The 23,633-nt window shown below is 61.1% G+C and carries 20 protein-coding genes; 10 read left to right on the top strand and 10 right to left on the bottom strand.

What is annotated here, in order from left to right:
- Positions 1 to 6: 6 nt before the first annotated feature.
- Complete coding sequence (locus tag FKG95_RS08495; protein ID WP_142895879.1) at positions 7 to 1,419, top strand: DEAD/DEAH box helicase; 1,413 nt, start codon at positions 7 to 9, stop codon at positions 1,417 to 1,419.
- Between the two features lie 104 nt (positions 1,420 to 1,523).
- Here the strand turns inward: FKG95_RS08495 and FKG95_RS08490 are convergent, their stop codons facing one another.
- Positions 1,524 to 2,159 carry a class I SAM-dependent methyltransferase gene (locus FKG95_RS08490; RefSeq protein ID WP_142895878.1) on the bottom strand — a complete coding sequence of 212 codons (636 nt, stop codon included), beginning with the start codon at positions 2,157 to 2,159 and terminating at the stop codon, positions 1,524 to 1,526.
- Between the two features lie 117 nt (positions 2,160 to 2,276).
- On the opposite strand from FKG95_RS08490, the gene FKG95_RS08485 reads away from it, so the two are divergent.
- Together FKG95_RS08485 and FKG95_RS08480 are read left to right on the top strand one after the other, a co-directional pair.
- Positions 2,277 to 3,881 carry a bifunctional AfsR/SARP family transcriptional regulator/alpha/beta hydrolase gene (locus FKG95_RS08485; protein WP_218940115.1) on the top strand — a complete coding sequence of 535 codons (1,605 nt, stop codon included), beginning with the start codon at positions 2,277 to 2,279 and terminating at the stop codon, positions 3,879 to 3,881.
- Positions 3,878 to 4,630, top strand: a complete 753-nt coding sequence (locus FKG95_RS08480; RefSeq protein WP_142895876.1) for a glutathione S-transferase family protein — start codon at positions 3,878 to 3,880, stop codon at positions 4,628 to 4,630. The genes FKG95_RS08485 and FKG95_RS08480 overlap by 4 nt, the downstream gene beginning before the upstream one ends.
- A 3-nt stretch (positions 4,631 to 4,633) precedes the next feature.
- On the opposite strand, the gene guaD is transcribed toward FKG95_RS08480, so the two are convergent.
- The 5 genes from guaD to FKG95_RS08455 form a co-directional block, all read right to left on the bottom strand.
- On the bottom strand, positions 4,634 to 5,962 hold the full coding sequence (gene guaD, locus FKG95_RS08475) for a guanine deaminase (protein WP_142895875.1): 1,329 nt from the start codon (positions 5,960 to 5,962) through the stop codon (positions 4,634 to 4,636).
- A gap of 80 nt (positions 5,963 to 6,042) precedes the next feature.
- Complete coding sequence (locus FKG95_RS08470) at positions 6,043 to 7,659, bottom strand: ABC-F family ATP-binding cassette domain-containing protein (protein WP_142895874.1); 1,617 nt, start codon at positions 7,657 to 7,659, stop codon at positions 6,043 to 6,045.
- A 175-nt stretch (positions 7,660 to 7,834) separates the two neighbouring features.
- A complete protein-coding gene (locus tag FKG95_RS08465) occupies positions 7,835 to 8,800 on the bottom strand; it encodes an amino acid ABC transporter permease (protein ID WP_142895873.1) in 966 nt (321 codons plus the stop codon).
- Positions 8,801 to 8,812: 12 nt separating this feature from the next.
- On the bottom strand, positions 8,813 to 9,652 hold the full coding sequence (locus FKG95_RS08460; protein WP_142895872.1) for a transporter substrate-binding domain-containing protein: 840 nt from the start codon (positions 9,650 to 9,652) through the stop codon (positions 8,813 to 8,815).
- Positions 9,653 to 9,752: 100 nt separating this feature from the next.
- Positions 9,753 to 10,916 (bottom strand): TauD/TfdA family dioxygenase, encoded by a 1,164-nt coding sequence (locus tag FKG95_RS08455; protein WP_179953991.1) that lies wholly within the window; start codon positions 10,914 to 10,916, stop codon positions 9,753 to 9,755.
- 245 nt (positions 10,917 to 11,161) lie between these two features.
- On the opposite strand from FKG95_RS08455, the gene FKG95_RS08450 reads away from it, so the two are divergent.
- The 6 genes from FKG95_RS08450 to FKG95_RS08430 all read left to right on the top strand — a co-directional run bounded on the left by FKG95_RS08450 (position 11,162) and on the right by FKG95_RS08430 (position 16,187).
- On the top strand, positions 11,162 to 11,806 hold the full coding sequence (locus FKG95_RS08450; protein ID WP_142895870.1) for a TetR family transcriptional regulator C-terminal domain-containing protein: 645 nt from the start codon (positions 11,162 to 11,164) through the stop codon (positions 11,804 to 11,806).
- Positions 11,803 to 13,869, top strand: a complete 2,067-nt coding sequence (locus FKG95_RS08445) for an oxidoreductase (RefSeq protein ID WP_142895869.1) — start codon at positions 11,803 to 11,805, stop codon at positions 13,867 to 13,869. The genes FKG95_RS08450 and FKG95_RS08445 overlap by 4 nt, the downstream gene beginning before the upstream one ends.
- A gap of 147 nt (positions 13,870 to 14,016) precedes the next feature.
- On the top strand, positions 14,017 to 14,907 hold the full coding sequence (locus FKG95_RS08440; protein WP_142895868.1) for a LysR family transcriptional regulator: 891 nt from the start codon (positions 14,017 to 14,019) through the stop codon (positions 14,905 to 14,907).
- 95 nt (positions 14,908 to 15,002) lie between these two features.
- Positions 15,003 to 15,167, top strand: coding sequence for a hypothetical protein (locus FKG95_RS29565; RefSeq protein WP_179953990.1), 165 nt, complete (start codon positions 15,003 to 15,005; stop codon positions 15,165 to 15,167).
- A gap of 16 nt (positions 15,168 to 15,183) precedes the next feature.
- Positions 15,184 to 15,747, top strand: coding sequence for a flavodoxin family protein (locus FKG95_RS08435; RefSeq protein ID WP_142895867.1), 564 nt, complete (start codon positions 15,184 to 15,186; stop codon positions 15,745 to 15,747).
- A complete protein-coding gene (locus FKG95_RS08430; protein ID WP_142895866.1) occupies positions 15,744 to 16,187 on the top strand; it encodes a GNAT family N-acetyltransferase in 444 nt (147 codons plus the stop codon). Before FKG95_RS08435 ends, FKG95_RS08430 begins: the two co-directional genes overlap by 4 nt.
- Here the strand turns inward: FKG95_RS08430 and FKG95_RS08425 are convergent.
- Both FKG95_RS08425 and FKG95_RS08420 read right to left on the bottom strand, forming a co-directional pair.
- Entirely contained in the window at positions 16,178 to 16,468 is a 291-nt protein-coding gene (locus FKG95_RS08425; RefSeq protein ID WP_142895865.1) for a DUF7660 family protein, read from the bottom strand. The genes FKG95_RS08430 and FKG95_RS08425 overlap by 10 nt on opposite strands.
- Positions 16,469 to 16,558: 90 nt before the next feature.
- Positions 16,559 to 17,053 carry a GNAT family N-acetyltransferase gene (locus FKG95_RS08420; RefSeq protein WP_142895864.1) on the bottom strand — a complete coding sequence of 165 codons (495 nt, stop codon included), beginning with the start codon at positions 17,051 to 17,053 and terminating at the stop codon, positions 16,559 to 16,561.
- A 211-nt stretch (positions 17,054 to 17,264) separates the two neighbouring features.
- Here FKG95_RS08420 and FKG95_RS08415 point away from each other — a divergent pair, with 211 nt between their 5' ends.
- Complete coding sequence (locus tag FKG95_RS08415; protein ID WP_142895863.1) at positions 17,265 to 18,674, top strand: pyridoxal phosphate-dependent decarboxylase family protein; 1,410 nt, start codon at positions 17,265 to 17,267, stop codon at positions 18,672 to 18,674.
- Between the two features lie 11 nt (positions 18,675 to 18,685).
- Here the strand turns inward: FKG95_RS08415 and FKG95_RS08410 are convergent, their stop codons facing one another.
- Positions 18,686 to 19,663, bottom strand: coding sequence for a hypothetical protein (locus FKG95_RS08410; protein WP_142895862.1), 978 nt, complete (start codon positions 19,661 to 19,663; stop codon positions 18,686 to 18,688).
- Entirely contained in the window at positions 19,663 to 23,529 is a 3,867-nt protein-coding gene (locus tag FKG95_RS08405; RefSeq protein ID WP_142895861.1) for a hypothetical protein, read from the bottom strand. Before FKG95_RS08405 ends, FKG95_RS08410 begins: the two co-directional genes overlap by 1 nt.
- Between the last annotated feature and the right edge of the window lie 104 nt (positions 23,530 to 23,633).

Genomic DNA, 23,633 nt, shown 5'->3' with positions numbered 1-23,633 from the left:
AAGACGATGGCATCTTTCGATACGCTCGGCCTGAGCGCCGAACTCCTGCGCGCGGTTGAAGCCCAGGGCTTTACCGCACCGACTGCAATCCAGGGCAAATCCATCCCCATGCTGCTTGAGGGCCGCGACCTCAAGGGCGTTGCCCAGACCGGTGGCGGCAAGACGGCGGCGTTCGTTCTGCCGATGCTGCAAAAGCTTGCCGAGCAGAAACAGGCGACCAAACCCGGTATGGCAAATGCCCTGATCCTGGCGCCGACCCGTGAACTCGCCAACCAGATCGGTGAGTGCATCCGTCAGTTCAGCAAAGGTCAGCGTCTTTTCCACACCGTCCTCTTCGGCGGCTCGCCGTTCTTCCCGCAGATGAAAGCCCTGCAGCGCGGAGTTCACATCGTCGTGGCCACTCCGGGCCGGATGATGGATCATATCCGCCGCGGCAATCTGAAGCTTGACGACGTTCAGACCTTCGTTCTGGACGAAGCCGACCGCATGCTGGACATGGGTTTCATCGACGACGTGAAACAGGTTGCCGCCAGCCTGCCGAAAGAGCATCAGACGGTCATGTTCTCGGCGACCATGAATCGCGGCATCCGCGCCCTGGCCGACCAGCTTCTGAACGATCCGGTACAAGTCGAGGCCGCTAAGGAAAGCACCGTTGCCGCCACCATCGATCACCGGGTCCTCTGCGTCGACTACCGCAACAAAAAAGATCTGCTGCTGCACCTGCTGAAAGATGAAACCCTCAGCCGGGTTCTGGTCTTCACCCGCACAAAGGCCATGGCCGACAAGCTCTCTGACGAGCTGCGCGACAGCGGCCGCCGGGTTGACGCCATCCACGGCGACCGGGAACAACGGATCCGTCAGAAGGTTCTGCAGAAATTCCGCAAAGGCTATATAGACGTCCTGGTCGCCACGGACGTGGCCGCGCGCGGCATCGACGTGCCTGACATTACCCACGTCATCAACTACGACATGCCGCTGGAAGCCGAGAGCTACGTGCACCGTATCGGCCGCACCGGCCGTGCGGGTGTAAAGGGCACCGCCCTCTCGCTCTGCGAGACCAAGGAGGGCAACCTGCTGCGCAACGTCGAACGCGCCATCCGTCAGCCGGTTCCGCTCGAGAAGGATCACCCCTTCCATGCGGAGCTCTCCGGCAGCCGGAACGCCGGTCCCAAGCGCAACGGCAAGAAGTTCGGCAAACCCTTCGCGGGCAAAGGCCGCAAACCCTTCCAGAAAGACGGCTTCAAGTCCGCCAATGCAGAAGGCGGCCATCGCAAAGGCGGCAAAAAGCCTTTCGCAAAAACCGCGGGCAAATACCGGGGTGACGGCGCGCAGAAGCAGGAGCACGCCAACGACGGTCAGAACTTCCGTAAGTTCAAGGAAGGCGGCTACAAGGGCTCCAAACGCAGGCGCGCAGCTTAACCCAAACACTCCGGCTCTCTACAGCCCTGACGCGGAAAGCTTCTGCGTCAGGGTTTTCGTTTTTTAATCCTGTATTTCAGGCCCGGTGTTTAAGAACACCTATTTTAAGTCCGTGGTTCAGCCTCACCGGTAAAATGCTCGCCGAGCGGCCAAAGGTGCAGCGGGAAGCGATCCTGTTGCAGGTTCCGAACCGCGAACCCCGCCGCTTCGATCAGCTGTACCGGGCTGCGATTGAGATTACAGCCACCGGCGAGTTGGCCCCAAAGGCCATTGAAACGGTCCTGCATCCTTCCACAGAAGGGCCGATCTGAACGGCCATGTTCACTGAAGAGCAGTCGCCCCCCAGGCTTCAGAACACGCTTTATCTCCGCCAGGGCGCAGCCCGGCGCGAGAATGGTGCAAAAGGCGTAGGTCACAACGACTGTATCGACGCCGCCGCTCTCCAGAGGCAGGCATTCGCCCCTTGCCGGCAGCAATTCCACCTTCATCAGCTCCGGCAGTTTCGACCGTGCCAGGGACAGCATCTTCTCATCCGGATCGATCGCGATCAGACGCTCCACTTGCTCTGCATTGTAGTAGGGCAGGTTCAGACCGGACCCGAAACCGATCTCGGCGACGATCCCCTTGGCCAGCGGCACGACGCGCTGCCTCGTCTTCGCGAAGGCGCCCAGCGAACAGCCCGCATGAACGACGTAAGGCGCCACCATGCGCTCGTAAGTTCCTGCGCAGGAAAAACACATCTCTATCCCTCCAGTCCCGATCCGCTTAAACTCACGCGAGCTTTCATGGGATGGAGATAGCGCTTTGCTGTCCCCCAACCGTCCCCTCGTGCAATGTTCCGGGTTTTAATGCTGGCTGTGACTCTCGAGATAAAGGCCCTTGGATTTCCGCAGTTTTTCCTGGACGGGCAAAAAACCGATCTTGCTCTGCGGAAAGGTGTCGCGCTGCTGGTCTATATGGCCGAAGCACGCGCGCCGGTCGGCAGGGACGTACTGGCCACACTTCTTTGGCCGGACGCAGATCAAGAGGACTCGCGGGCACGGCTGCGCCGGACCCTCTACAAAGTTCGCACGGCATTCGGCGCGGACATCATCGAAGCGGACCGGGACAGGCTTCAGTTTTCCAGATACCTTGAGGTTACCTGCGACGCCTATGACTTTGAAGCCGCCTGTAACCGCGGAGAGTTCGCCGCCGCCGCCCGGTGCTATTCGTCCGACTATCTCTCCGGCTTCGCGTTGGACGATTGCCCGGAGTTCGAGGATTGGGTCTTTTATCGGCGCGAAGCGCTGCGCAGCCGCTTGATCAATGCCTTGGAACGGCTGGTGGAGGAAAGCCTCGAAGAGGGCAAAAACCGTGACGCCATCACGGCGGCCACGCGTCTACTCAGCCTCGATCCCCTGAGCGAATCCGCACAGCGTTATCTCATCCGCGCGCACCTCAAAGCTGGTAACCGCGCGGCGGCAGAGCGGCAATATACCATTTGCGTGAAGCTTTTACGCGATGAACTTGATGTCGAACCTGCGGCGGAAACAACCCAGCTTTTGATCGACCCGTCCCTTCGTCCTTCCCGGTCTCAGGTTGCGGCGGTCCGGTCGCAGACCCGTTATGCCGCCAGCGGCAGCCTGCATATCGCCTATCAGGTGATCGGCGACGGCCCGCTCGATATTGTTCTGGTGCCGGGGTTCGTCTCCCATGTAGAGCGGGTATGGGAAGATGCCCGCTGCCGCAAATTTCTGACTGCGCTCTCCGGGATAGGACGTCTCATTCTCTTCGACCGCCGAGGTGTCGGGCTTTCGGACCGGGTCGGTGCGATACCCAGCGTCGAAGCCACGGCGCAGGATATTCTCTCAGTCATGGAAGCCGCTGGCAGCAAGCGCGCCCTGTTGTTCGGCGCATCGGAGGGCGGGCCGGGATGCATCCAGTTTGCCGCCGACAGGCCGGACCGCCTGGCCGGGCTCATCCTCTATGGGTCGCTGGCCAAAGGCAGCCGCGCGAAAGACTATGCTTTTGCCATGAGCCGGCGGCAATATGACGTCTGGCTTGAGCGGCTCATCCAGGAATGGGGCGGGCCGGCGGAGATCGCTTTCTTCGCGCCAAGCTTTGTCGGCGACCGCCAGGCGGAAAACTGGTGGGCCGGTCTGCTGCGCAGCGCCTCCAGCCCCGGCGCCATCAAAGGCGTGCTCGAGGCTCTCCGCGATATCGACGTCCGTTCTCTATTGCCCGATATCACGACGCCGACCCTGGTCCTCCACCGCCGCGGCGACCGTGCCGTCCGGCCGGAGGCAGGCCGCTATCTTGCACAGACGATACCCGCCGCGCGCTTCGTAGAACTCGAGGGCGACGATCATTGGTTCTGGGCTGGCGATCAAGACTGTTTACTTCGAGAAATCAAAGGCTTTGCGAAGACCCTTAATCCAAGTACCCGCACGGCAATTTCAGTCCGAAAGAGACAAAAAGCATGACGGAAGCAAAGCCGAAACTGATCTCCTTCGCGATCTCGCACTACTGTGAAAAAGCGCGCTGGGCACTGGACTGGTATGGCATTGACTACACTGAAGAGTTCTGGCCGATCGGCTTGCACGTGGAGATGGCCCGTAAGCTCGGTGCCCGGGAATCGAACGTCCCCATCCTGCAGTTCGCCGATGAGTTGGTTCAGGGCAGCCAGGAAATTCTCGACTGGGCCTACCGCAACAGAACCGTGCCGGAAAGGAGTCTTGAGGACAGGCACCACAACAGAGAAGTTCGTGAAATCGAAGATCGCGCCGACGGCCTTATCGGGATCGAAGTCAGGCGCCTGCTCTATGCCCAGACACTCACACAGTATCCGGACATAATCCTGGAACTGCTCTACGGCAATCTGGATAAAAGAGTCCGCGCCGTCGGTCACAAACTCTGGCCCAGAATCCAGACCGCAATGATTGACACTCTCGACGCCGCGCCCGAAGCCGCTATGGACGCGCGCGCAAAACTCGACAAAGAGTTGGATTGGCTCGACGACAAGTTGGCAGAAGGCGGACGTTATCTCGTCAGCGATCAGCTGACGCGCGCGGATCTGACTGTCGCAAGTCTGCTCGGTGCTCTTTCTTCGCTCTCACGCGAGCGTATGTTCAAAAACGTCGATGTCCCCCCCGAGATCGAGGCAGAGTTTGCGCGCCTGGCGAAACGCCCCTGTATGCAGTGGGTTGAACAGATCTACCGGGAGTTCAGATGAGAATTAGTTCTGGCCGGCGTCACGCGCATAGATGCGGCGACCGGCGGAATAGGTCGCCTCGATCGCCCGATCATCTGCCAGAATCATCTGGATGAACAGCGCTTCGGTCAGGTCCTTGGCGTGCTCCATACGCTGGGTGATCATCGGCGTGGACTTCAGATCGATCACGACCATGTCCGCTTCGTAACCCGGCGCGAGATTGCCGATCTTATCATCCAGGTATAGCGACTTCGCGCCACCAAGGGTCGCCAGATAAAACGCCTGGATCGGGTGCAGGCTGAAGGACTGAAGCTGCGCGATTTCGTATGCGGCCCGCAGGGTCGCGAAGATGGAGAGGCTGGTCCCACCCCCGATATCGGTGGCCAACCCAACCCGCAAGGGATCCGCGCGCTGCTGCGAAGCCGCAAGGTCGAAGAGGCCGCTGCCAATAAAGAGGTTCGAGGTCGGACAGTGGGCCACCGCGCTGCCGGTCTCCGCGATCACCGCTTTCTCGCGCTCCGACAAATAGATCCCATGGCCCAGAACACAGCGCGGCCCGAGCAGGCCGTATTTTTCGTAAACTCCGAGATAGTCGCTGCAGTCCGGAAAGAGCTCGGCAACCCACGCCAGCTCCTGGCGGTTCTCGGAGACATGTGTCTGCATATAGACGCCCGGCGTCTCCTGCCACAGAGTTCCCGCGGCCTCGAGCTGGGCGTCCGTGCTGGTCGGGGCAAAGCGCGGGGTTAGGCCGTAGAGCGCCCTGCCCTTGCCGTGCCAGCGTTCAATCAGGATCTTTGAGTCGTCGTAGGCCGACTGCGCCGTGTCGGTCAGAAAGTCGGGGGCGTTGCGGTCCATCATCACCTTGCCCGCGATTACCCGCAGGCCATAAGGCGCCGCGGCCTCGAAAAAGGCATCCACCGACTCCGGGTGAACCGTGCAGTAAACCGCCGAGGTGGTGATCCCGTTACGCAGGCTCTCTTGGAGAAAAAGCCCGGCGACCTTGGCGGCATAATCCCGGTCGCGAAACCTGCCTTCCGCCGGAAAGGTATAGTCGTTCAGCCATTCGATCAGCTGCGCGCCGTATGAGGCGATCACCTCCATCTGCGGGTAGTGGACGTGCGTGTCCACAAAGCCCGCCATGATCAGGCGGCCGGCGTAATCATGTACTTCGACATCCGGCCCCACATCAGCCAGGAGATCACTTGCCTGCCCGACACTCCGGATGACTCCGTCCTCGACGACGACGACACCATCGGACCAGAAGCGACAGGCGTTCTCCGTTCCAAGCTGAAAGGGATCGGCGGTGAACTGCAGCACCTGCCCCCTGATCGCCAGTCTATTGCTCTCGCCCATCGCCTTCTCCAAACGGGGTGCACGCCCGAATTGACTCCCTGTTCTTCGCAATACAGTGCGCTGATCTGCGGTTCAAGCAATCACGGGCTTGAAAGACCTTCAGTCTCATCCAAATCGATCCTCCGCTCGATACCGATGGCTTCCAGAAAGGCATCGGAGTGAGAGACCACCAACAAGGCGCCATCGTAGTTCCGAAGCGCCCCCTCGAGAGCTGCGAGAGATTCGAAGTCTAAATGATTGTCGGGTTCATCCAGCAACAGCAATGATGGCGCGGCCCGGCCCCCGAAGATACAGGCCAGCGCGACCTTGAGGCGCTCGCCCCCGCTCAGGTCCGCCACGGGCAGCAAGGCGCGGTCGCCGCGCAGGCGCAGCTGGGCCAGGCGTGTCCGGGCCATCGCGTCCGACAGCTCCGGTTCACGCATCTGCAGGTTCTCGAACCCGGAGCGCTCCCGGTCCAGAAAGCTTAAATGCTGGTCGAGCCTTGCCCTGCGCGCGACCCGGCGCGACACATGACCCGACAGCGGGTCGATCGCTCCCTCGACCAGGCGCATGACCGTCGATTTACCGGCACCGTTCGCCCCGCTCAGCGCGACCCGCTCACCTGCCGCGAGCTGAAACGACAGGCCATTTCTCAAAGCTGGTCCGCCATAGGGCATGACCACATCCTGCAAGGCCACAAGCACACCTTGCGCTGGCGCGGCGGAAGGCACGAATAGACTCAGGGGATCTGAGCGTTCGAGCGCGGCACGCGCTTCTTCCGTAGCAGTCTCCGCGCACTCCCTGCGCTGTGCTTCGATCCGCGTGAGTCGTGAGGAGGAAGCCTCGGCCCGGGCCTGCGCGGCATCCAGCAGCATTTTGCTCTGGCTTCCCGTGCCACGCTGCTTGCGGCCATAGGCATCCCGTTGTGCCTGCCGCTCTTTGCGTGCCTGCGCCTCGCGCCGCTCGCGCGATTGAGCCGCCTCGGCGGACGCAAGCGTTCGATGCGCCGCCTCAAGTTCTGTTTCTTTTTGAACGTGATAGAGGTCGTAGTTTCCACCGTACTTCTGCAAACCAAGACCGGTCAGCTCAAAGATCTGATCGACCACGTCCAGGAGGTCCCGGTCGTGGGTCACGATCAGCGCGCCCTTCTGCCACCGCTCAAGACGTTCCGCCAGCCAACGGCGTCCACTGCGGTCCAGATGATTGGTCGGCTCGTCCAGAATGAGGAACTCCGGCATCTGAAGTTCGAGATGCAGCAGTGCCAGCCTTGTGCGTTCACCGCCGCTCAGCTGTTCAACAGGATCGACCAGCCTTGCAGATATTTCAAAGGCCTGAAGCGCCGCGTGAAGGTCTTCTTTCAGAGTCCAGCCTTCACCCAGGACCTCAAAGTCGGCGGGATCCACTCCGCCCGCTTCGATGCGCGCCAGGGCTTTCAGGCGCTCTGCCACGTCCAGCGCATCGGCAAGACTGCCCTGCATCCGGTCCGCCGCGTCCTGGGGCATAAAGCCAATCTTCGCGCGACGCGTCACCCGTCCGTGGCTTGGTGTCTTCTCTCCAGCCAGGATCTGCGCCAGAACCGATTTGCCGATGCCATTGCGGCCAACCAGGCCGGTTCGTTCCGCGCCAAGGGCAACATCCAGGTCTTCGAATAGAAACCTGCCGTCGTCGAATTGAAAGGAAAGAGACTCTGCGGCAATTGCCGCGGGAAAGCGGGCCATGAACGGGCTCCCATCACACTCCACATCTCCCCGCAGATTTCCTGCGGAGGGCGAAAAATCAGATGGAAAGCGTCTGCTTCATGTTCCCGGTCTCTTTATGCCCTGTCCGACCGTGTGCGGCCAAACTCTTGATAGAGCTTATATAAACACCTTACTGCAAATCTTCAAGAAGAGCTTAGCGCAGGCTGCTCTTGCCGTAATGGCGTTCGATGCGCGCCTGGATCAGCTCGAAAACAATGGAGATCAGCCAATAGACCACAGCGGCGGTAATCAGCATCTCCAGATGCTTGAATTCAGAGCGTCCCTGGGTGCGCGCCAGGAACATCAATTCCCAAACCCCCATCACCGAGACCAGGGACGAGTCCTTCAGCATCGCGATGAACTGGTTTCCCGTGGGCGGGATCACGATCTTGATGGCCTGCGGCAAGATAATCTTGCGCATGATGATACCGTCACGCAGCCCGAGCGCCCGCCCTGCTTCCCGCTGACCGGCCGGAATAGCCTCGATACCGGCGCGGAAGATTTCGGCCATGTAAGCCCCGTAGCAGAGCGATAGCGCGGCAATGCCCGCCGGCACCGCATCGACGATAAAGCCCAACTGTGGAAGCCCGAGATAGATCAGATAAACCTGCAGCAACAGCGGCGTGCCGCGAAAGAACGAGATATAGAAGGTTGAAATGCCGTAAGCGACCCCATTCCTTGACAGTTTGGCCAGCGCCCCGACCAGGGCGATGAAGAAGGAAATCGCGATCGCTGCCACCGAGATATAGATGGTGGTAAAAGCGCCCTGCGTGATCAGGAACGGAAGGCGCGACCAGATGAACTCGTAGCTGAGGCCGAAGGAATTGAAAAAGGCCAGCGCGAGAAACAGCAGCTCGCACCAGACGATCCCGACCTGCCATTTGAACGGCAGATACCGCAGGCCCTCAAGATTGGCGACGATGATCAGCGAAAGCACTAGGGCCGCGGCGATGCGGATGTGCCAGCCTGCTTCAGCCGCCGGCGCGATCAACTCGCCGAAAAAGCCGCCGCCGATGTTCGCCGTCACCAGGACGATGAAGGAGACGACAAAAATAAGCGCGGGGCGCTGGAACCTGGCGAGATCCAGGTTCGCCGGCGCCCCGTGGGTTTGTGGAGACACGCGATACGCCGGTTAGTCGGCGGAGGTGAGGTCGGTGCCGTACCACTTGATCGACAAGGCCCTTAGCGTCCCGTCTTCATGCATTCCATTGACGATCTCGGCGACCTTTGCCGAAAACTCGGGATCGCCCTTATCGACGGCCACGGCCAGCGGCTCGTAGAAGGCAGGCTCCCCGATCACTTTGACGGGATAGCCGTTCTTGATCGCTTCGTCGATGGTCGGACGCGCGCTCAAGAGACCATCAAGCCGGGCGCCGTCGCCGAGGCGCAGATCATCCAGCACGTTGACGTCGGTCTCGTAGGTGCGGATCTCGCCTGCGGTTACATCGTAGGTGAATTCCGGCGTGCCCTCGGCATCGATGACAAGGTTCTTGTTGAGATAGGCTTCATAGGTACAGCCACCGCACACACCGATCTTTTTACCGTTCAGATCCGCAGCCGAGGTTGCGGCAGAATCTTTATGCACCGCGAAGGCCGCCGGCGTGTAGTAGTAGACCGCCGGGAAGTCCAAAACCTTGGCCCGCGCTGTGGTTGGCGTCATGGAACCGACAGAGATATCCCAGCGTCCGCCCCAGTTTCCTGCGGTGATGATTTCCCAGGCCGGGGTGACGATCTTCAGTTCGGCCCCCATGCGCTTGGCGATTTCTCGCGCGACGCCGACATCAAAGCCGTCCATCTCGTTCCGGTCGTTCAGAAACGACTGCGGCGGATACTCAGGATCCGAAGACAGTGTCAGCGTCTTCGTACTCATCACCCGGTCCAGAGTCTCGCCAGCAAAGGCCGCCGGTGATGAGGTAAGCGTCACAGCGGCGGCCAGCAGAGCGGCGGCACCGGTTAGCATTAAGTCTTTCATCTTGTTTCTTTCCCTGTTGTTGACGCGGCTATTGATTTGCCGCTGGTAGTCAAGCGCTGCGCCCGGCCGGTTAATGCCTGTCAGATCAGTGCCTGTCAGGTCAGTTTGGGCCCGGCGAATTCTCCGCTTCCGCCGTTACGGTGCGCAGCGCACTCTCGAAATCCTCGTGGTTATGGTAGCAGCCACAAAAAACGCGCTTCCCACTATAGCCCATTCGTCCGTGAAGGAGACGCCAATTATCAAAAACCAAAGCCATGCCCGGACGCAAGGGAATGGTGAGCCAGTTCGCGCGCTCGATTATCCGTGCATGAAAATCGCGGTAGGCTGCATAGAAAGCCGTCATGCGGTCGGGCGGAAGGCTAAAGGGCGCTCTATCATAGTTGTTGAAACTGATTTGCCGGAGGGCTCCGTCGGCTTGCGTCAGAAAGGCCGGTCGCTCGGCACGCAGATGAACGCCTGGTTCGATATAGCGGCCCGGCACGACCACGCTGCACAAGGTCTCGAAATGATCCGGAGCCTCCCGGCGCATCTCCTCGGCCAAGGCGAACCCGTCCACCAGAATGGACTCGCCTCCGCTGCCGTCGAATTCCCGGCAGACGAAGGATTGCAGCCCCGGTGCGTCATGGCTGTAGGTTCCGTCGGTGTGCGGCTCCAGGTATTGCTGACTGTAGGCCGTGTCATCATGGTCCCGGACCTCCGCCGAAAGGGTCCAGAGGCCGCCGAATATGGTCGTGCGGACATAGCCGATGCGGGTCAGGAAGCGCTCAATTGCCGAGTCGTCTGTCGGCACGCCCTCAACCACCGCGAAACCGAGGGCATGAACGCGTTCCAGGCACGCCTGCAGGCCGGTTTTGCTGTCGAGAACGTCGTCGTGCGCGAGCGGCGACGGCACTTCAAGAGGATCGCACTTTGACCAGAGGCGACGTGGAACCTGGGGTGCCAGATCCGCTCCCGAGGGCACCAGGCCCGCCATGACCGCCAGGAAATCCGCCGAATAGCGGCTGGGTGTGCTGCTGCTCTGCCACGCGATTTCGAGGGCGGCGCCTTCGTCCAAAAGCCTGCTCTCAAGCCCACGGATGTCATGTGAGATCTCGAAGGTGTCGACCCGACGTTGGAGCGTGTCCGGGTCCAGGCTGGCCTCGTCCTGCCCGTGATCGCGCAGCCAAAACCAGGGAAACATCGTTTCCTGCCCATCGCCCCACTGCAGCGACAGCCCCTCATCCCTTGGCTCAAGTTTGGCCAAACGCGGCTCGGAGTGTTGCAAGAGACAGGCCCTCCATGAAGAACGGTGTGACAAATAAAAGCCGGCGTCAAAAGCTTCACGCCGCGCTTTCCACTTCATACTACGCCACTTATCGGCTATTTATGCAATTGTATAATTTCGGTCTCTGGCTTCCGTGACAAGCCCCCAGTGCAAGTTTAATCTGAACTATGGCGTGATGGATTGTGAGGCCTGTATGACAAGAGCGCGCTTCATTTCATCAGCCGTCAGATGTGTAAGAGGACCTCATGCCAAGACGTAGTTTCCAACATGCGCCCGAGGGCGTCCGGCGGCAGGATCTCATCAACGCGACTCTGGATTGCATTGCAGAGGACAGCCTGCAGGGCGCGACCGTGCGCCAGATCGCGTTGCGCGCGGGCGTCACCGCCGGTTTGATCCGTTATTACTTCCCGGGAAAAGACGAACTGATCCATGCCGCCTACCGCGAGACCATGAACCGTATGACCGGCCAGGCAAAGGCCCTCTCCGACGATTACGCCCACAGAGAAAAGGCGACCCCGCGGCAGCACCTGGAGTTCTTCGTCAAGACCAGTCTCAGCCCGCCGGTCGTCGATGCGCGCACCCTCTCGCTTTGGGCCAGTTTCGTCAGCCTGATCCACGTGGATCCCGAGATGGCCGAGATCCACAAAGAGAGTTATCTGGCCTTCCGCAACGAAGTGGAGCGGTTGATTGCCGCCGTCTTTGCCGACGAAGGCCGGCCTGTCCCCAAAGCCGAACTGGCGAGATCCGCGATCGCCATCAACGCCATCATCGACGGACTTTGGCTTGAAGGCTGCCTGGCTGGAGACATCTTCGGCGAGAACGATCTCGTCGCGATCGGCATCAAGGCTGTCAATGCCGTGCTGAAACCGCGGGAGGAAAACCCGCTTTGACGGTAAAGCCACCCTATGACCTGCTCTTCGAGCCGGTGCGTATCGGACCTGTTACGGCCCCGAACCGCTTCTTTCAGGTGCCGCACTGCAACGGCTTTGGCCATCTGCGGCCCCGGGGTCTTGCCGCCATGCGCGGCATGAAGGCGGAAGGCGGCTGGGGTGTTGTCTGCACAGAGGAGGTCGAGATCCATCCCACCTCCGAAATCTCCCCCGCGATCGAGGGCCGGATCTGGGACGACCGGGACATCCCGGCCCATCGCCTGGTCACCGATGCCATTCACGCGCACGGCGCCCTTGCCGGGATCGAACTGGTGCACAACGGACTCCACGCCCCGAACCGTATCAGCCGCCTGCCCCCCATGGCGCCCAGCGCAGCACCCGTGGACAGTTCCGACCCCCTGCAGGCCAGGGCCATGGATCTGACCGACATCCGGAACTTTCGCCGCTGGCACCGCGAGGCCGCGCTGCGTGCCAAAGCGGCAGGCTACGACATCGTCTATGCCTATGCCGCGCACGGTATGTCGACGCTGATGCATTTCATGCAGCTGCGACATAACCAGCGTTGCGACGAATACGGCGGATCGCTGGAAAACCGGGTCCGCCTGACCCGCGAGGTCATTTCGGAGATCAAAGATGCGGTCGGCGACAGCTGCGCCGTAGCCTTTCGCTTCGCCGTCGACGAACTGCTGGGCGAGGAAGGTTTATCGGTCGAAGGCGAGACCCGGGACATTGTGGGCCTGCTCGCCGAGCTGCCCGACCTCTGGGACGTGAACGTCAGCGGCTGGGCCAACGATTCCGCGACGGCCCGCTTCGAACCCGTCGAAGGCTATCAGGAGAGTTATACCGCCTTCGTCAAATCCATGACCAGCAAACCCGTGGTGGGGGTCGGCCGTTTCACCTCGCCCGACGCCATGGTCTCGCAAGTCCGGCGCGGCGTCCTGGACCTGATCGGGGCCGCCCGCCCCTCGATTGCCGATCCCTTCCTGCCCGCGAAGATCCGCGACGATCGGATCGAGGCGATCCGCGAGTGCATCGGCTGTAACATCTGTGTCAGCGGCGACTATCTCAACGTGCCGATCCGCTGCACCCAGAACCCGACCATGGGCGAGGAATGGCGCCGCGGCTGGCATCCTGAAAAGATTGCGCCAAAGGCTTCGGACGACAGGGCTCTGGTGGTCGGCGGCGGCCCCTCCGGTTTGGAGTGCGCTCTGCAACTGGGCCAACGCGGCTACCGGGTGACCTTGGCCGAGGGCTCTTCTGCACTGGGCGGCCGTTCCCTGCTGGAGAGCCGATTGCCCGGCCTGAGCAGTACCGCGCGGGTCAAGGATTACCGGGAAGGCCTGTTGAAGACCATGGCCGGCGTCGAAATCTATCTGGAAAGCCCGCTTGATAGCGATTCCATTCTCGAATTCGGCTTTCCCCATGTCTTCCTGGCCACCGGCTCCGCCTGGCGGCGTGACGGCACCGGGCGGGAGAACCACCGCCCGCTCCGAGGCCTCGAGCGGCTTCCGGTCTTCACACCGGACGACATCATGGCGGGAAAGCTGCCAGCTGGTGGCCGCGTCACGGTCTTCGACGACGATCACTATTATCTTGGCGGGGTCATCGCCGAAAAGCTCGCGGACACGGGCTGTGACGTGACACTTGTGACCCCTGCCCTGACGGTCTCGGCCTGGACCGATTTCACGCTGGAACAGGACAAGATCATCACCCGGCTGCTGGAGAAGAACGTCGAACTCACCGTGAGGCGCAACATCGCCGAAGTTCTGCCCGGCGGCCTCCGGCTGGCGTGCACCCACACGGGCCGCACGGAGGACCTCGAAGCGGATGCACTGGTGCTGGTTACGGCCCGTGATGCGAATGATGCCCTCTACCGATCCCTAAGCGCCGAGCCAGACCGGCTCTCCGCGGCCGGCATCCAGAGTCTGCAGCGCATTGGCGACTGTCTCGCGCCGGGCACGATCGCCAACGCGGTCTACCTTGGGCATTTGGCGGCGCAGAACTTCCAGGACGAGGACTGGGATACCGCCCTCTTCAGGCGGGAAATGACCGCCCTCGCATAAGTCCCTGATCTGACGTATAAGCGTTATTCGTTTTCTAACGATCAAATGGCGCAGGGTGTTGTTGTTTTTTCGCCATACCGGCGAGATACGAGACCACTCTGCTCACCCATGTCGTTAGGACAGGGTTGAGGGGGCCGATCCGTCGCTATGACAAACTGGGATGATTACCGTTACTTTCTTGCCGTAGCCGAAGAAGGCAGCGTTTCAGCTGCCGCGCGCCGGCTCGAAACCACGCAGCCCACCGTTGGCCGCCGGATCGCCGAGCTCGAGAAGCGCCTCAACGCCAAGCTCTTTCAGCGCAGCCACCACGGCTATCACCTGACCGAGCTGGGTGAACTGGTGCGCGACCGGGTCAAGGTCATCAACGGGGAGTCCCAATGGATCGAGCACAAAGTCAGCTACATCGATAAGTCACCGATTGGCCGGGTGGTGCTCTCGACCACCGAAGATATCGGATACTTCTGGCTCTCCAACCTGCTCGGCAACTTCCATGCGGAACATCCCGAAATCGACCTGGATCTGATCATCGGCTACCACGCGGTCGACATCATCAACGGCGAGGCCGATATCGCGCTGCGGGTCGGCGATCCGCGCTCGCAGGATCTCGTCGGGCGCTGTCTCGGCCAGGTCCGCTTCGGGCTCTACGCCTCGCCCGAATATCTGGCGCGCAACCCGGAACCCACGTGCGTCGAGGACCTCGCCCAGCACAACATCATCGAATCCGTGCGCCAGATGAACAACTTTCCGCAGACGGCCTGGTTGCGCGAAAACAGCGACGGCGCCCGGGTTTCCTTCACCTGCGACAACATCATGGTCGAACTCTCGGCCGTGGAGGCCGGGTTGGGCATCGTCGCCCTGCCCGTCTATATGATTTCCAACACCGCGAACGTGCAGCAGATCCTGAAGGAGGATTTCGACCTGGCCCTGGATCTCTGGCTCCTGACCCACCGCGACCTGATCAAGATCCCGCGCATCCGGGCCGTCATCGATTTCCTCACCGAGCACGTCCACGACCGTCTGATTCCGGAGCGCAGGTAAGGTCCCTCCGGGCCAATTGATCGGCATCAACGCGCCGCCTGACAGGAGGCCCGAAACTGTCTCCCATCAAGTCGGCACCGATGGGAGGCGTTCCGATGGTCACACGAAGAACCGCAGTCCTGGGTGCAGCCACCACGGCGTTGGAGGGAGCGGCGCTCAATCGAGACAGACAGAGTGCCCCCTACCGGGAACTTGCCGCGTCTGTTGGTGTGGCGAAGTCGCTCCGGCGTCCCCTCTCCGACTTGATTGTCCAAAGCTGAAATCGGGTCTTACGCCATGACCTCTCATCTCGAGCAGAAAAATCAGCACCACAGCCGGACGACCATGGATGCAGAAAGGCCACTGCGGGTCTTAATCATTTACTACTCGAGGACCGGAACGACAAAGAAGCTGGCCAAGGTCCTCGCGGAAATGTTGAACGCCGATCTGGCCGAAATCCGTTGCGACCGCTACCGGCCAGGCATTTTCCGCTATCTCCGGGCCGGCTACGACAGCGTCAGAATTAAGCTGCCGCCCATCAGATTTCCGCCGATGGCGCCGCACGACTATGATCTGGTCCTGATTGGCGGGCCGGTTTGGACGAGCTATCCGGCTCTCCCCCTGCGCAGCTTTCTGGCCCACCCGCCCGGACTCCCGCCTCGGATTGGCCTCTTTCTGACCTATGGCGGTCACTCCGATCCGGTGGTAGCGTTCGAGGCGATGGCTGCAAGCCTGAGCCAACCGGTCGCGGAACGTCTCGCCGTCAAGGCGCAGCATGTCGCTGACGGCAGCTATGTGACGGCAGCGCGAGCCTTTGCCGAGGTGCTGTCAAAAGTTTATCGAGACGGATTCAAGGTATGAAAATCGAAATCCAGCAGGCCAGAGAAGAGGACGGCGAAGAGCTCACCGAGCTTCGGGTGGACGCCATGCGCGAGAGTCTGGAAGCGGTCGGCAGGTTCGAACCCAAGCGTGCACGGGAACGCTTCCTCAACAATTTCGATCCGCAGATCACCTTCCGCGTTCTCTGCGAGTCCAAGCTCATCGGCTTTTATGCGCTTCAGGAGCGCGAGAGCTACCTCTGGCTGGATCACTTTTACATCGCTGCCAGCCTGCATGGGCGGGGCATCGGCAGTCAGGTCATGGAGATCATCAAGAACATCGCCCGCAGCCGCAGAAAGTCGATCCGCCTGGGCGCCCTCAAGGAAAGCAGGGCCAACGCCTTCTATCTGAACCACGGCTTCGTCGAAAAAGAACAGAAAGCGTGGGATATTTACTACGAGTGGGCGGAGGCCTATTCGTAAAACTTACCGGCATGTAGAATTTCAGCCGCGCGGCGCCAGGGATTCTTGTCGGCATCATTTTCTGCGCGACCTCCAGTGCTTCGTGCCCAAGCCGACGCCGCCTCTAAGAAATCTCCGGCGGATACATTCTCCCAGCCATTTGCTCCAGCATCGTAGGGCGAGCTTGGACGGAGACTCTCTTTACGCTGGTCTTCTTCCCAATCCGCGGCCAGTGCATTCAGGAAGTTGATAAATGATGCCTCGTCGTTCACTGCGGCTTCGATATCGTTCAAGTCACTCATGGATATGCTCCAGGTATTGCGGACAAGCCACTCGGTCAATTGGGACACGAAATGATCGTCAGAAGAACTGCGCCATCGCAGCGCAATCAATCAGGCCGCCAACTCGATGGTCATAAATTCGCTATGGGGGTCGAGAACGTAGTCCCCGAAGGGCGCACAGGTTTCGAAACCGAATCTGGCATACAGTCTCCGCGCCGCGGCAAAGGACTCCATCGATCCGGTCTCCAGGCTGAGCCGCGCGTAACCCAGACGCCGCGCCTCGGCCATCAGATGCTCCATCAGGGCGCGCGCCACACCCCGGCCCCGCGCAGCTTCCGCCGTGTGCATGGATTTGACCTCGCCGTGCCGCGCGCCACCCGGCGCAACACCGTCAGTCACGCCCAGATCCTTCAGCGCCACGCAACCCAAAAGCGAGTCCCCGTCCCAGGCGCACCAGAAGGTAATATCGGGCGCGCGCAACGCCTCAAGATCCAGCGCATGGCTACTCTCCGGCGGCGATTCTCCGGCAGTAAAATCCAAGTGTTTTTGGAGAAGTTGGGCAATGAATTCGCCCGATAAGTCGTCTTTTCGGATCGTAAGCTGCATAGCTACCTGCTCTATTAAAGAGACTGAGGATGACTGGCTCCGATGTGGAGTTCAAACCCACACAAGGCCGCTATCTTCAACCTTTCTAATTTCCTCCGGTGCCGGGTTAAAGAGAAAACTGTGTGCAGCAGAAACCTGAAAGCAATACCCTCATCTCCAGGGAAGCGGAACGCGACACACCGCATGCTCCCCAAACTTCGAGGAATACGACGTGAACGAAGATGACTTCCGAAAATGGTCGCGCACCGCCGCGGATTGGGGGGCCGATTACCGCGAGACCCTGGGCGAACGGCCCGTCCGTTCCCGCAGCGCACCAGGCGAGGTCACAGCACAGATTGCCAAGACACCGCCTGAAGCGCCTGAGCAGATGGAGGCCATCTTCGCGGATTTCGAGCGGTGCATCATGCCGGGCATGACTCATTGGCAGCATCCGCGCTTCTTTGCCTACTTCCCGGCCAACGCGGCGCAGGTTTCCGTGATCGCCGAGTACCTGGTCACCGCCATGGGGGCACAATGCATGCTGTGGCAAACCTCCCCGGCGGCGACCGAGCTGGAAACAGTGGTTCTGGATTGGCTGCGCCAAGCGCTGAGCCTGCCGGAAGGTTTCAGCGGTGTGATCCAGGATTCCGCTTCCTCTGCGACCCTGGCCGCGGTGCTGACCATGCGGGAGCGTGCCTTGGATTGGGAAGGCAATAAGAAGGGTCTCGCCGGACATCCCGCCGTCCGGGTCTATACCTCAAATGAGGTACACAGCTCCGTCGACCGCGCGATCTGGATTTCAGGGATCGGTGAGGAGAATCTCGTTCGCATTCCGGTCTCGGGCGCGCAACGCGCCATGGATACCACGGCTCTTGAAGCGGCGATCCGGCGTGACAAGAATGCCGGCCTCAACCCGGCGGGGATCATTGCCTGCGTTGGCGGCACCAGTGTGGGCAGCACCGATGACGTCGCGGCGGTCTGCGCGGTGGCCCGGAAATACGGTCTCTATGTCCACGTTGATGCGGCCTGGGCGGGCTCGGCGATGATCTGCCCCGAATACCGTCATTTCTGGCAAGGCGTCGAAGACGCGGATTCCATCGTCTTCAACCCGCACAAATGGCTAGGCGCGAGCTTCGACTGCTCGGCGCATTTCCTGCAAGACCCCGACAGCCTGGTCAAGACCCTGGCCATCCAGCCGGAGTACCTCAAAACCCATGGCAAGGACCATGTGATCAATTACTCAGAATGGTCGATCCCGCTGGGGCGGCGCTTCCGCGCCCTGAAACTCTGGTTCCTGATCCGCGCCCACGGCCTGGAGGGTCTCCGGACCATGATCCGCAATCACGTCCTCTGGTCGGAGCATCTGGCACAAAAGATTGCGGAAACGCCGGACTTCGAGCTTGTCACCGCCCCCATGCTGTCGCTCTTCTCCTTCCGCTACGTCCCGACCGGCACGCGGGATCTCGATGAACTCAATCAGCGTCTCGTCAATGCCATCAATGACGACGGCCGGATTTACCTGACCCAGACACGCGTCGATGGACAGCTGGCAATCCGCTTTCAGGCGGGACAGTTCGAAACCACCGAGCAAGACGTTCTTTCCGCCTACGATGTCATCCGCGACTGCGCGGCAACACTCTAGAAAGCGGCCCTTCAGGTGAAGGCTGAGCCATCCCAAACCAGTTCCAGCGCGTCACGCAGCGAGGAAGCCAGGATCTGATCGCCGGCATAGAGCGCATGCAGTTCCTCGCCCAGTGTTGTCTGCCCCGGGACGAGCCCGGTGACGTTTATCCATCGGTTCCAGTTTCCCGGCGCCGTTGAGGTGGTCGGATTGTCCGGCACCTCCGGCTGATACCAGCCCGCCGCGTTCAGGATCGGCGTGACCTCGAGGCGGGCATCGTTGGTCTCGACCTCCTCGCACTCGGTCGCGGTGCAGGCCCAGGAAATCCAGTCTTCCGCCGCGATGGCCGCGGCGTCCGGTGCTGCTTCGTTGAAGACGCGCGCCAGAACCATGAAACCGCCCTCCGCCGCCCGCCGGGAAAAGGACAGAGCATCGCTTGCCGGATCGCCGAGAGCAGCGGTCGGCGCGAGCAGGAGGCTGCGGCCGATCAGATCGAGCTGTGCGTTTGCGCCGGGCAAAGCGGACCCGAGCGCCGGCAGCACCCGAAGAGGCGAGAGAACGGGCAAGGCCGCCCCCGACTCAGCGACAGTCGCCAATGCCTGGTCGAAGGCGCCGATAAAATCTGACCGCATGGAGAAACTCAGCGGCAAGGTCGCCTGTGCCGGTCCTTCCGGACGGACTTGTTCCCGCACTGCAAAACTCAAAGGCGGAAAGACGCCAGGCTGCGGCAGGTTCACCCGGGGCCCGGCGATTCCGAGCGCCGCGGCCAGCATGCGCGACCGCTGCTCCTCCTGCTCATACTCCGTGAGCAGATTGATGTATCCCCCGATTTCCGTGATGTTGCGCGGTGGCGGAATGCGGGAGGGCGCGATATCACCGGAGATCGCCAGGCGATGGGCGATCACTTCGCGGGAACGCTGGATCGCCGGTGAGTTGGTGGATTCCAAAATCCCGATAATGGCCTTCACCAGATCGCTGTCGATCGCGTCATCAGGCTGTTGTTCGTCCATCACACATCCTCCTCTTCATCCTCTTCATTGTCCGGCTGGGGGTTAATGACCTCACCGTCACCGAATGAAAACTCGATGCTATTGAGCTCAGTTATGAAGGCCTGGCTGCCGATCTCGATATTGCTTGCAACGTCGGCATCGTTCCTGGCCTGCGTGAAGGCCGAAGATAAAATCGCAGCCTGCAACACATTACTTGGATGGAAGAGTAAACCTGTCCCGCCGGGCAGGCCTGCGAGTACGTGACGGGCAAAGTGACCGGGGTCTTCATGATCCCCGCCCAGCGCACTGATAGCCGGTGCGTTCTTGGCCAACTCGGCAACAGCTTTTTTGAAAGCAGCCTTCTCCGCGTCGGCAGCGGCCTTCTCCTGTTTGGCTTTCGCCGCAGCGTCTGCTTCCGCCTTCTTTTTGGCGGCCGCGTCTGAGGCCTCTTTCTTCTTGTCCTCCGCAGCGGTCGCCGCTTTCGAGGCAGTGGCAAGCGCAACGGCCTTGCCGACCAGGTCCTTGGTCAGATCCGTGCTCGCATCGATCGCCTTGTCACGGCCGGTCGCGGCGGCCTGGGTTTCGGCCTGAAGCTGCTTCTGCAGTTCCGCCAGGCCGGTCAGATTGGCACCGCCTTTTGCCAGCTCCGGCGCCGCCTTCAAGATCTCGGCAAGAGCGGAGGTTCCGGCCGCGGATGGGTTCACATCGCCGCCCGCGATGGTGAGGTTCGTGGCAGGCGGATTGGTCAGGAGACTCGCCGGCGCGCTTGCTGAGAAGACATCGCCCCCGCCCTGCGGGAAGCTTGGTGTCGCCGAGACCGGCGGCGGTGTAGGTGAATCCTGCCAATTCCAGAACCGGCGGTGATCGATCGTTTCGCAGGCATTGCAACGCCCCAGGACCGCTTCCCCCAGGAGTCCCCTGGTCGGCAGGGAAATCTGGCGGTTGGGCGGACGGAATCCTTCCCGGTGGAAGCGCAGGATCGCGTCCTGAATGTCTCCCGTACTGACCTCCATCTCCTCCGCCAGCCGGGCCGGAATATGGAAGGGCATGATCATCATGTTCCCGTAGAACCCCAGAACCTTGTTGGCCACCGCGGAAAGCAGGGGGATCTCGGAACTCGCGTCTTCCAGGCCGCCTTCCGGTACGCCTAGCGTGAAGCGCTCAAGCAGGATGGCCCGCTCTTCCTCTGTCATGCTGCTCCAGACGGCTTTGGAATAGGAGACCGTGTTGCGGATCACATGCTGGTACATGTCTTCGATCAGGCGCAGATCACGACGGGACAAAATAGAGGCGATATTTGCAACCGGGATCGGCAGCACCGGTGGCAGAGTGGTTTCGTAGTCGACACCGACGATGGTTTCCTGATCGGCAAGCCCCTCGTTGATGATGACGTCCACGTCGGTAAGTTGAGGCGCACCGATCAGGTCATCGAACTCGCTGCCGCTTAAGGAGGTGCTTAGCAGACGGTCAATCGCGCGGGCCGCCGCCGCCAGGTCGACCTCGTCCTTGTCCTTATCGTTCTTAATGAGATCGGAGACGATCTCATCCAGTCTCGGCGCGTCGTCCCCGCCATCGAAACGATAGGCGAAGCTACCGGTGCGGCGGCGGATCTCGACCCGGGCAATGTCCGAACGGTCGATGGATTGGGGCAGTGCCACGGCTCCGGAATACTCGACGGAACCGGTGGATCGTGCCGTGCGCAAAAAGGCGATCAGTTGCTCTCGGTCCCGGGCCTTGCGCGCCCCGCCCAGGTCGATATCGATGGGCGTGCCCGATATACGGACCGGGCCGATACGGTCGCCATCCTTGGTCACGACAGCGACCGAGATGTCATCGTTGGGCATGAACGCGCCGTCAACCCGAAAGCGCACCACGTCCTGCGCAATAGGCGATGCGCCTTGCGGATCCATTTCCGGATCGGCCGCGAAGTCTTCCAGAAGCCCCAGTGCCCGGCGATAGCGTCTGCGCCCCCGGAATTCCCGCCGCAGAACATCGGCATAACGCAGGATCATGTTGTAACGGTCCAGCAGGACCCCGCGTGTCGCATTTTCCGGCAAAGTCGGAAAGTTGAAGACGGCGCGCGTGAAGTGGATCAACTGCAGCGGTACAAAACAGACCAGTTGCACGCCTTCGACCCTGGTGTCGATCGTGTAGTCGCGCAGAACCTGGAACCACTGCATGGTCAGCGCATGACAATGGTTCCGGTTGGCGATGAATTTGGTTGTCGCGCTTTGCCGGTCGCTTGCGTTTGCCAGGCGGACGCCGGTTCGGGTCGCGCGCCGCTTAAGGCTCGCCGAACGTTCGACGGCCGAAGAAAAATTCTCGTGCGTTTCGGACAGAAAATCGCGGGAGGTGTTCTGGTTGCTGCTGGCCGATCCGCTGGAAGAACTCTCGGTATTGCCGAAGTTACCGCTGAATCCTCCCGTGATAGAGCCGAAGACCTTGCCGATCCGGCCCCCGACACCGAGACCGAAACCGCCACTCCTGCCCTTGGTCGTGGTGTCGGTTTCCGTATCGAATTTACTGTCCCCATGGATCATTTCATCAAAGGCTGTCGAGACCGTGGCGTCCAGCGAGGTGTCCTTGCTCTCTTCGAACTTTTGCCGCTCCTCCAGCGTCAGGCTTTCCCGATCGCGCACACTCAGGCGTTCGTCCTGCTCGAAAACCGCGACCTGCTGCTCTTCGCCCGGCGCCAGTGGCAAGGAGTAAACGAGTTTTCCAAGCGAGAGCCCCTGGTTGACCATGACCACGCGCATCTTGGTGACATAGCCGAGGCCCAGTGTGGCTGCCTTGGGCACGCGTTCGGGGTCGCGCGTGACATCTTCGAAGAATTCATCGACATCGACCGGCTCCTCGATCGGCAAGCGGTCACGAAAGTTCCAGTCGCCGCCACCTGCTCCCAGGGCCGCCACCACGTCAGTCGCTGAAAAACCTGCGTTCACCAGCCCGGTCGAGGGAATGGTCGAGGGTACGGTCGTCGATCCGACCCGCCGGTCGCGGGTGACGAGCTTCGGACCCAGCAAAGGATCAATCAGCCTGAAAAGCACCGAATAACGGTAACGCGAGACGGTTCCCCCTTCCGTCGCATACTCGGACGCGCAGTCACCCTCGCCCAGAACGAGCGGCGGCTGGCGTGTCTGAAAATCATCGGGGTTCTCAGCGGCATCGGTTTCATCAACGGGCACGAGGTCTGTCAGTTCAGAAACAACGGACCGCTGCAAAGCGATCAGTGTCCTATCAAGGATCGTCAGTCCGATATCGCCGTCCAGGGCGTCGATCCGTGCGACGTCATGATCGATTGTCGCATTCTGGCCACGCAGGCGCAGAACCAGACCATCCTGCGGCACAGGCGCCGGCGACAGGTCGATCGAAAAAACACCGCGTGCGTCGCTCACCGCCTTGCGGGCAGCCCAGGAGACTTCACCCACCCCTTCGGAGTCACGATACTCGGGACGCAGGACCTCGATCAGGATTTGCTTCGCCGGACTGCCGTCCGGGTTTAAAAGCTCACCCCGCAGCCTCGGAGGCAGGGTTGGGCGAACACCGGCAAAGAAGTCGCCCAACTCGTCATTGAACTGTCCGATCCTGCGAAAGACCGCACCCGCCGCAAAGGTCCGCTCCGCAATCAAGCGGTCGATGGCCGGCGGCGAGACTTCGACCCCTTCGCCCCGGCGGAGCGCCCGTAGACGCTCGATCTCGGACCGGTCTCGCAGATCCTCACGCACGCCCTCTTCATCATCCTGTGAGCGCCGGGTGCTGGTGAAAGTGTCGCTCCCCCGACCGACGCCTGGGCCGGTCCCGCGGCCAGTCCCTGACCCGGTCGGCCGGACCGGTGGGACCGTCACAGAAATCGGAGTATCGTCGTCCCTGTTGCTCGTATCAGACATTTTGCCCTCGTCAAAAGTGCGGAGAGTCCGATGCCGTTTCACTCTGCCAGAGAAAAGCGGTGCCAGAGAAAAGCGGGATTCAGCTCTGCCTCATTGCTTAGAGG

It is taken from the genome of Denitrobaculum tricleocarpae (assembly GCF_007004665.1).
In the GTDB taxonomy this organism is placed as follows: domain Bacteria; phylum Pseudomonadota; class Alphaproteobacteria; order Kiloniellales; family Kiloniellaceae; genus Denitrobaculum; species Denitrobaculum tricleocarpae.
The sequence above is the reverse complement of the archived record's forward strand: the minus strand, read 5'-3'. Positions and strand labels throughout refer to the sequence as shown.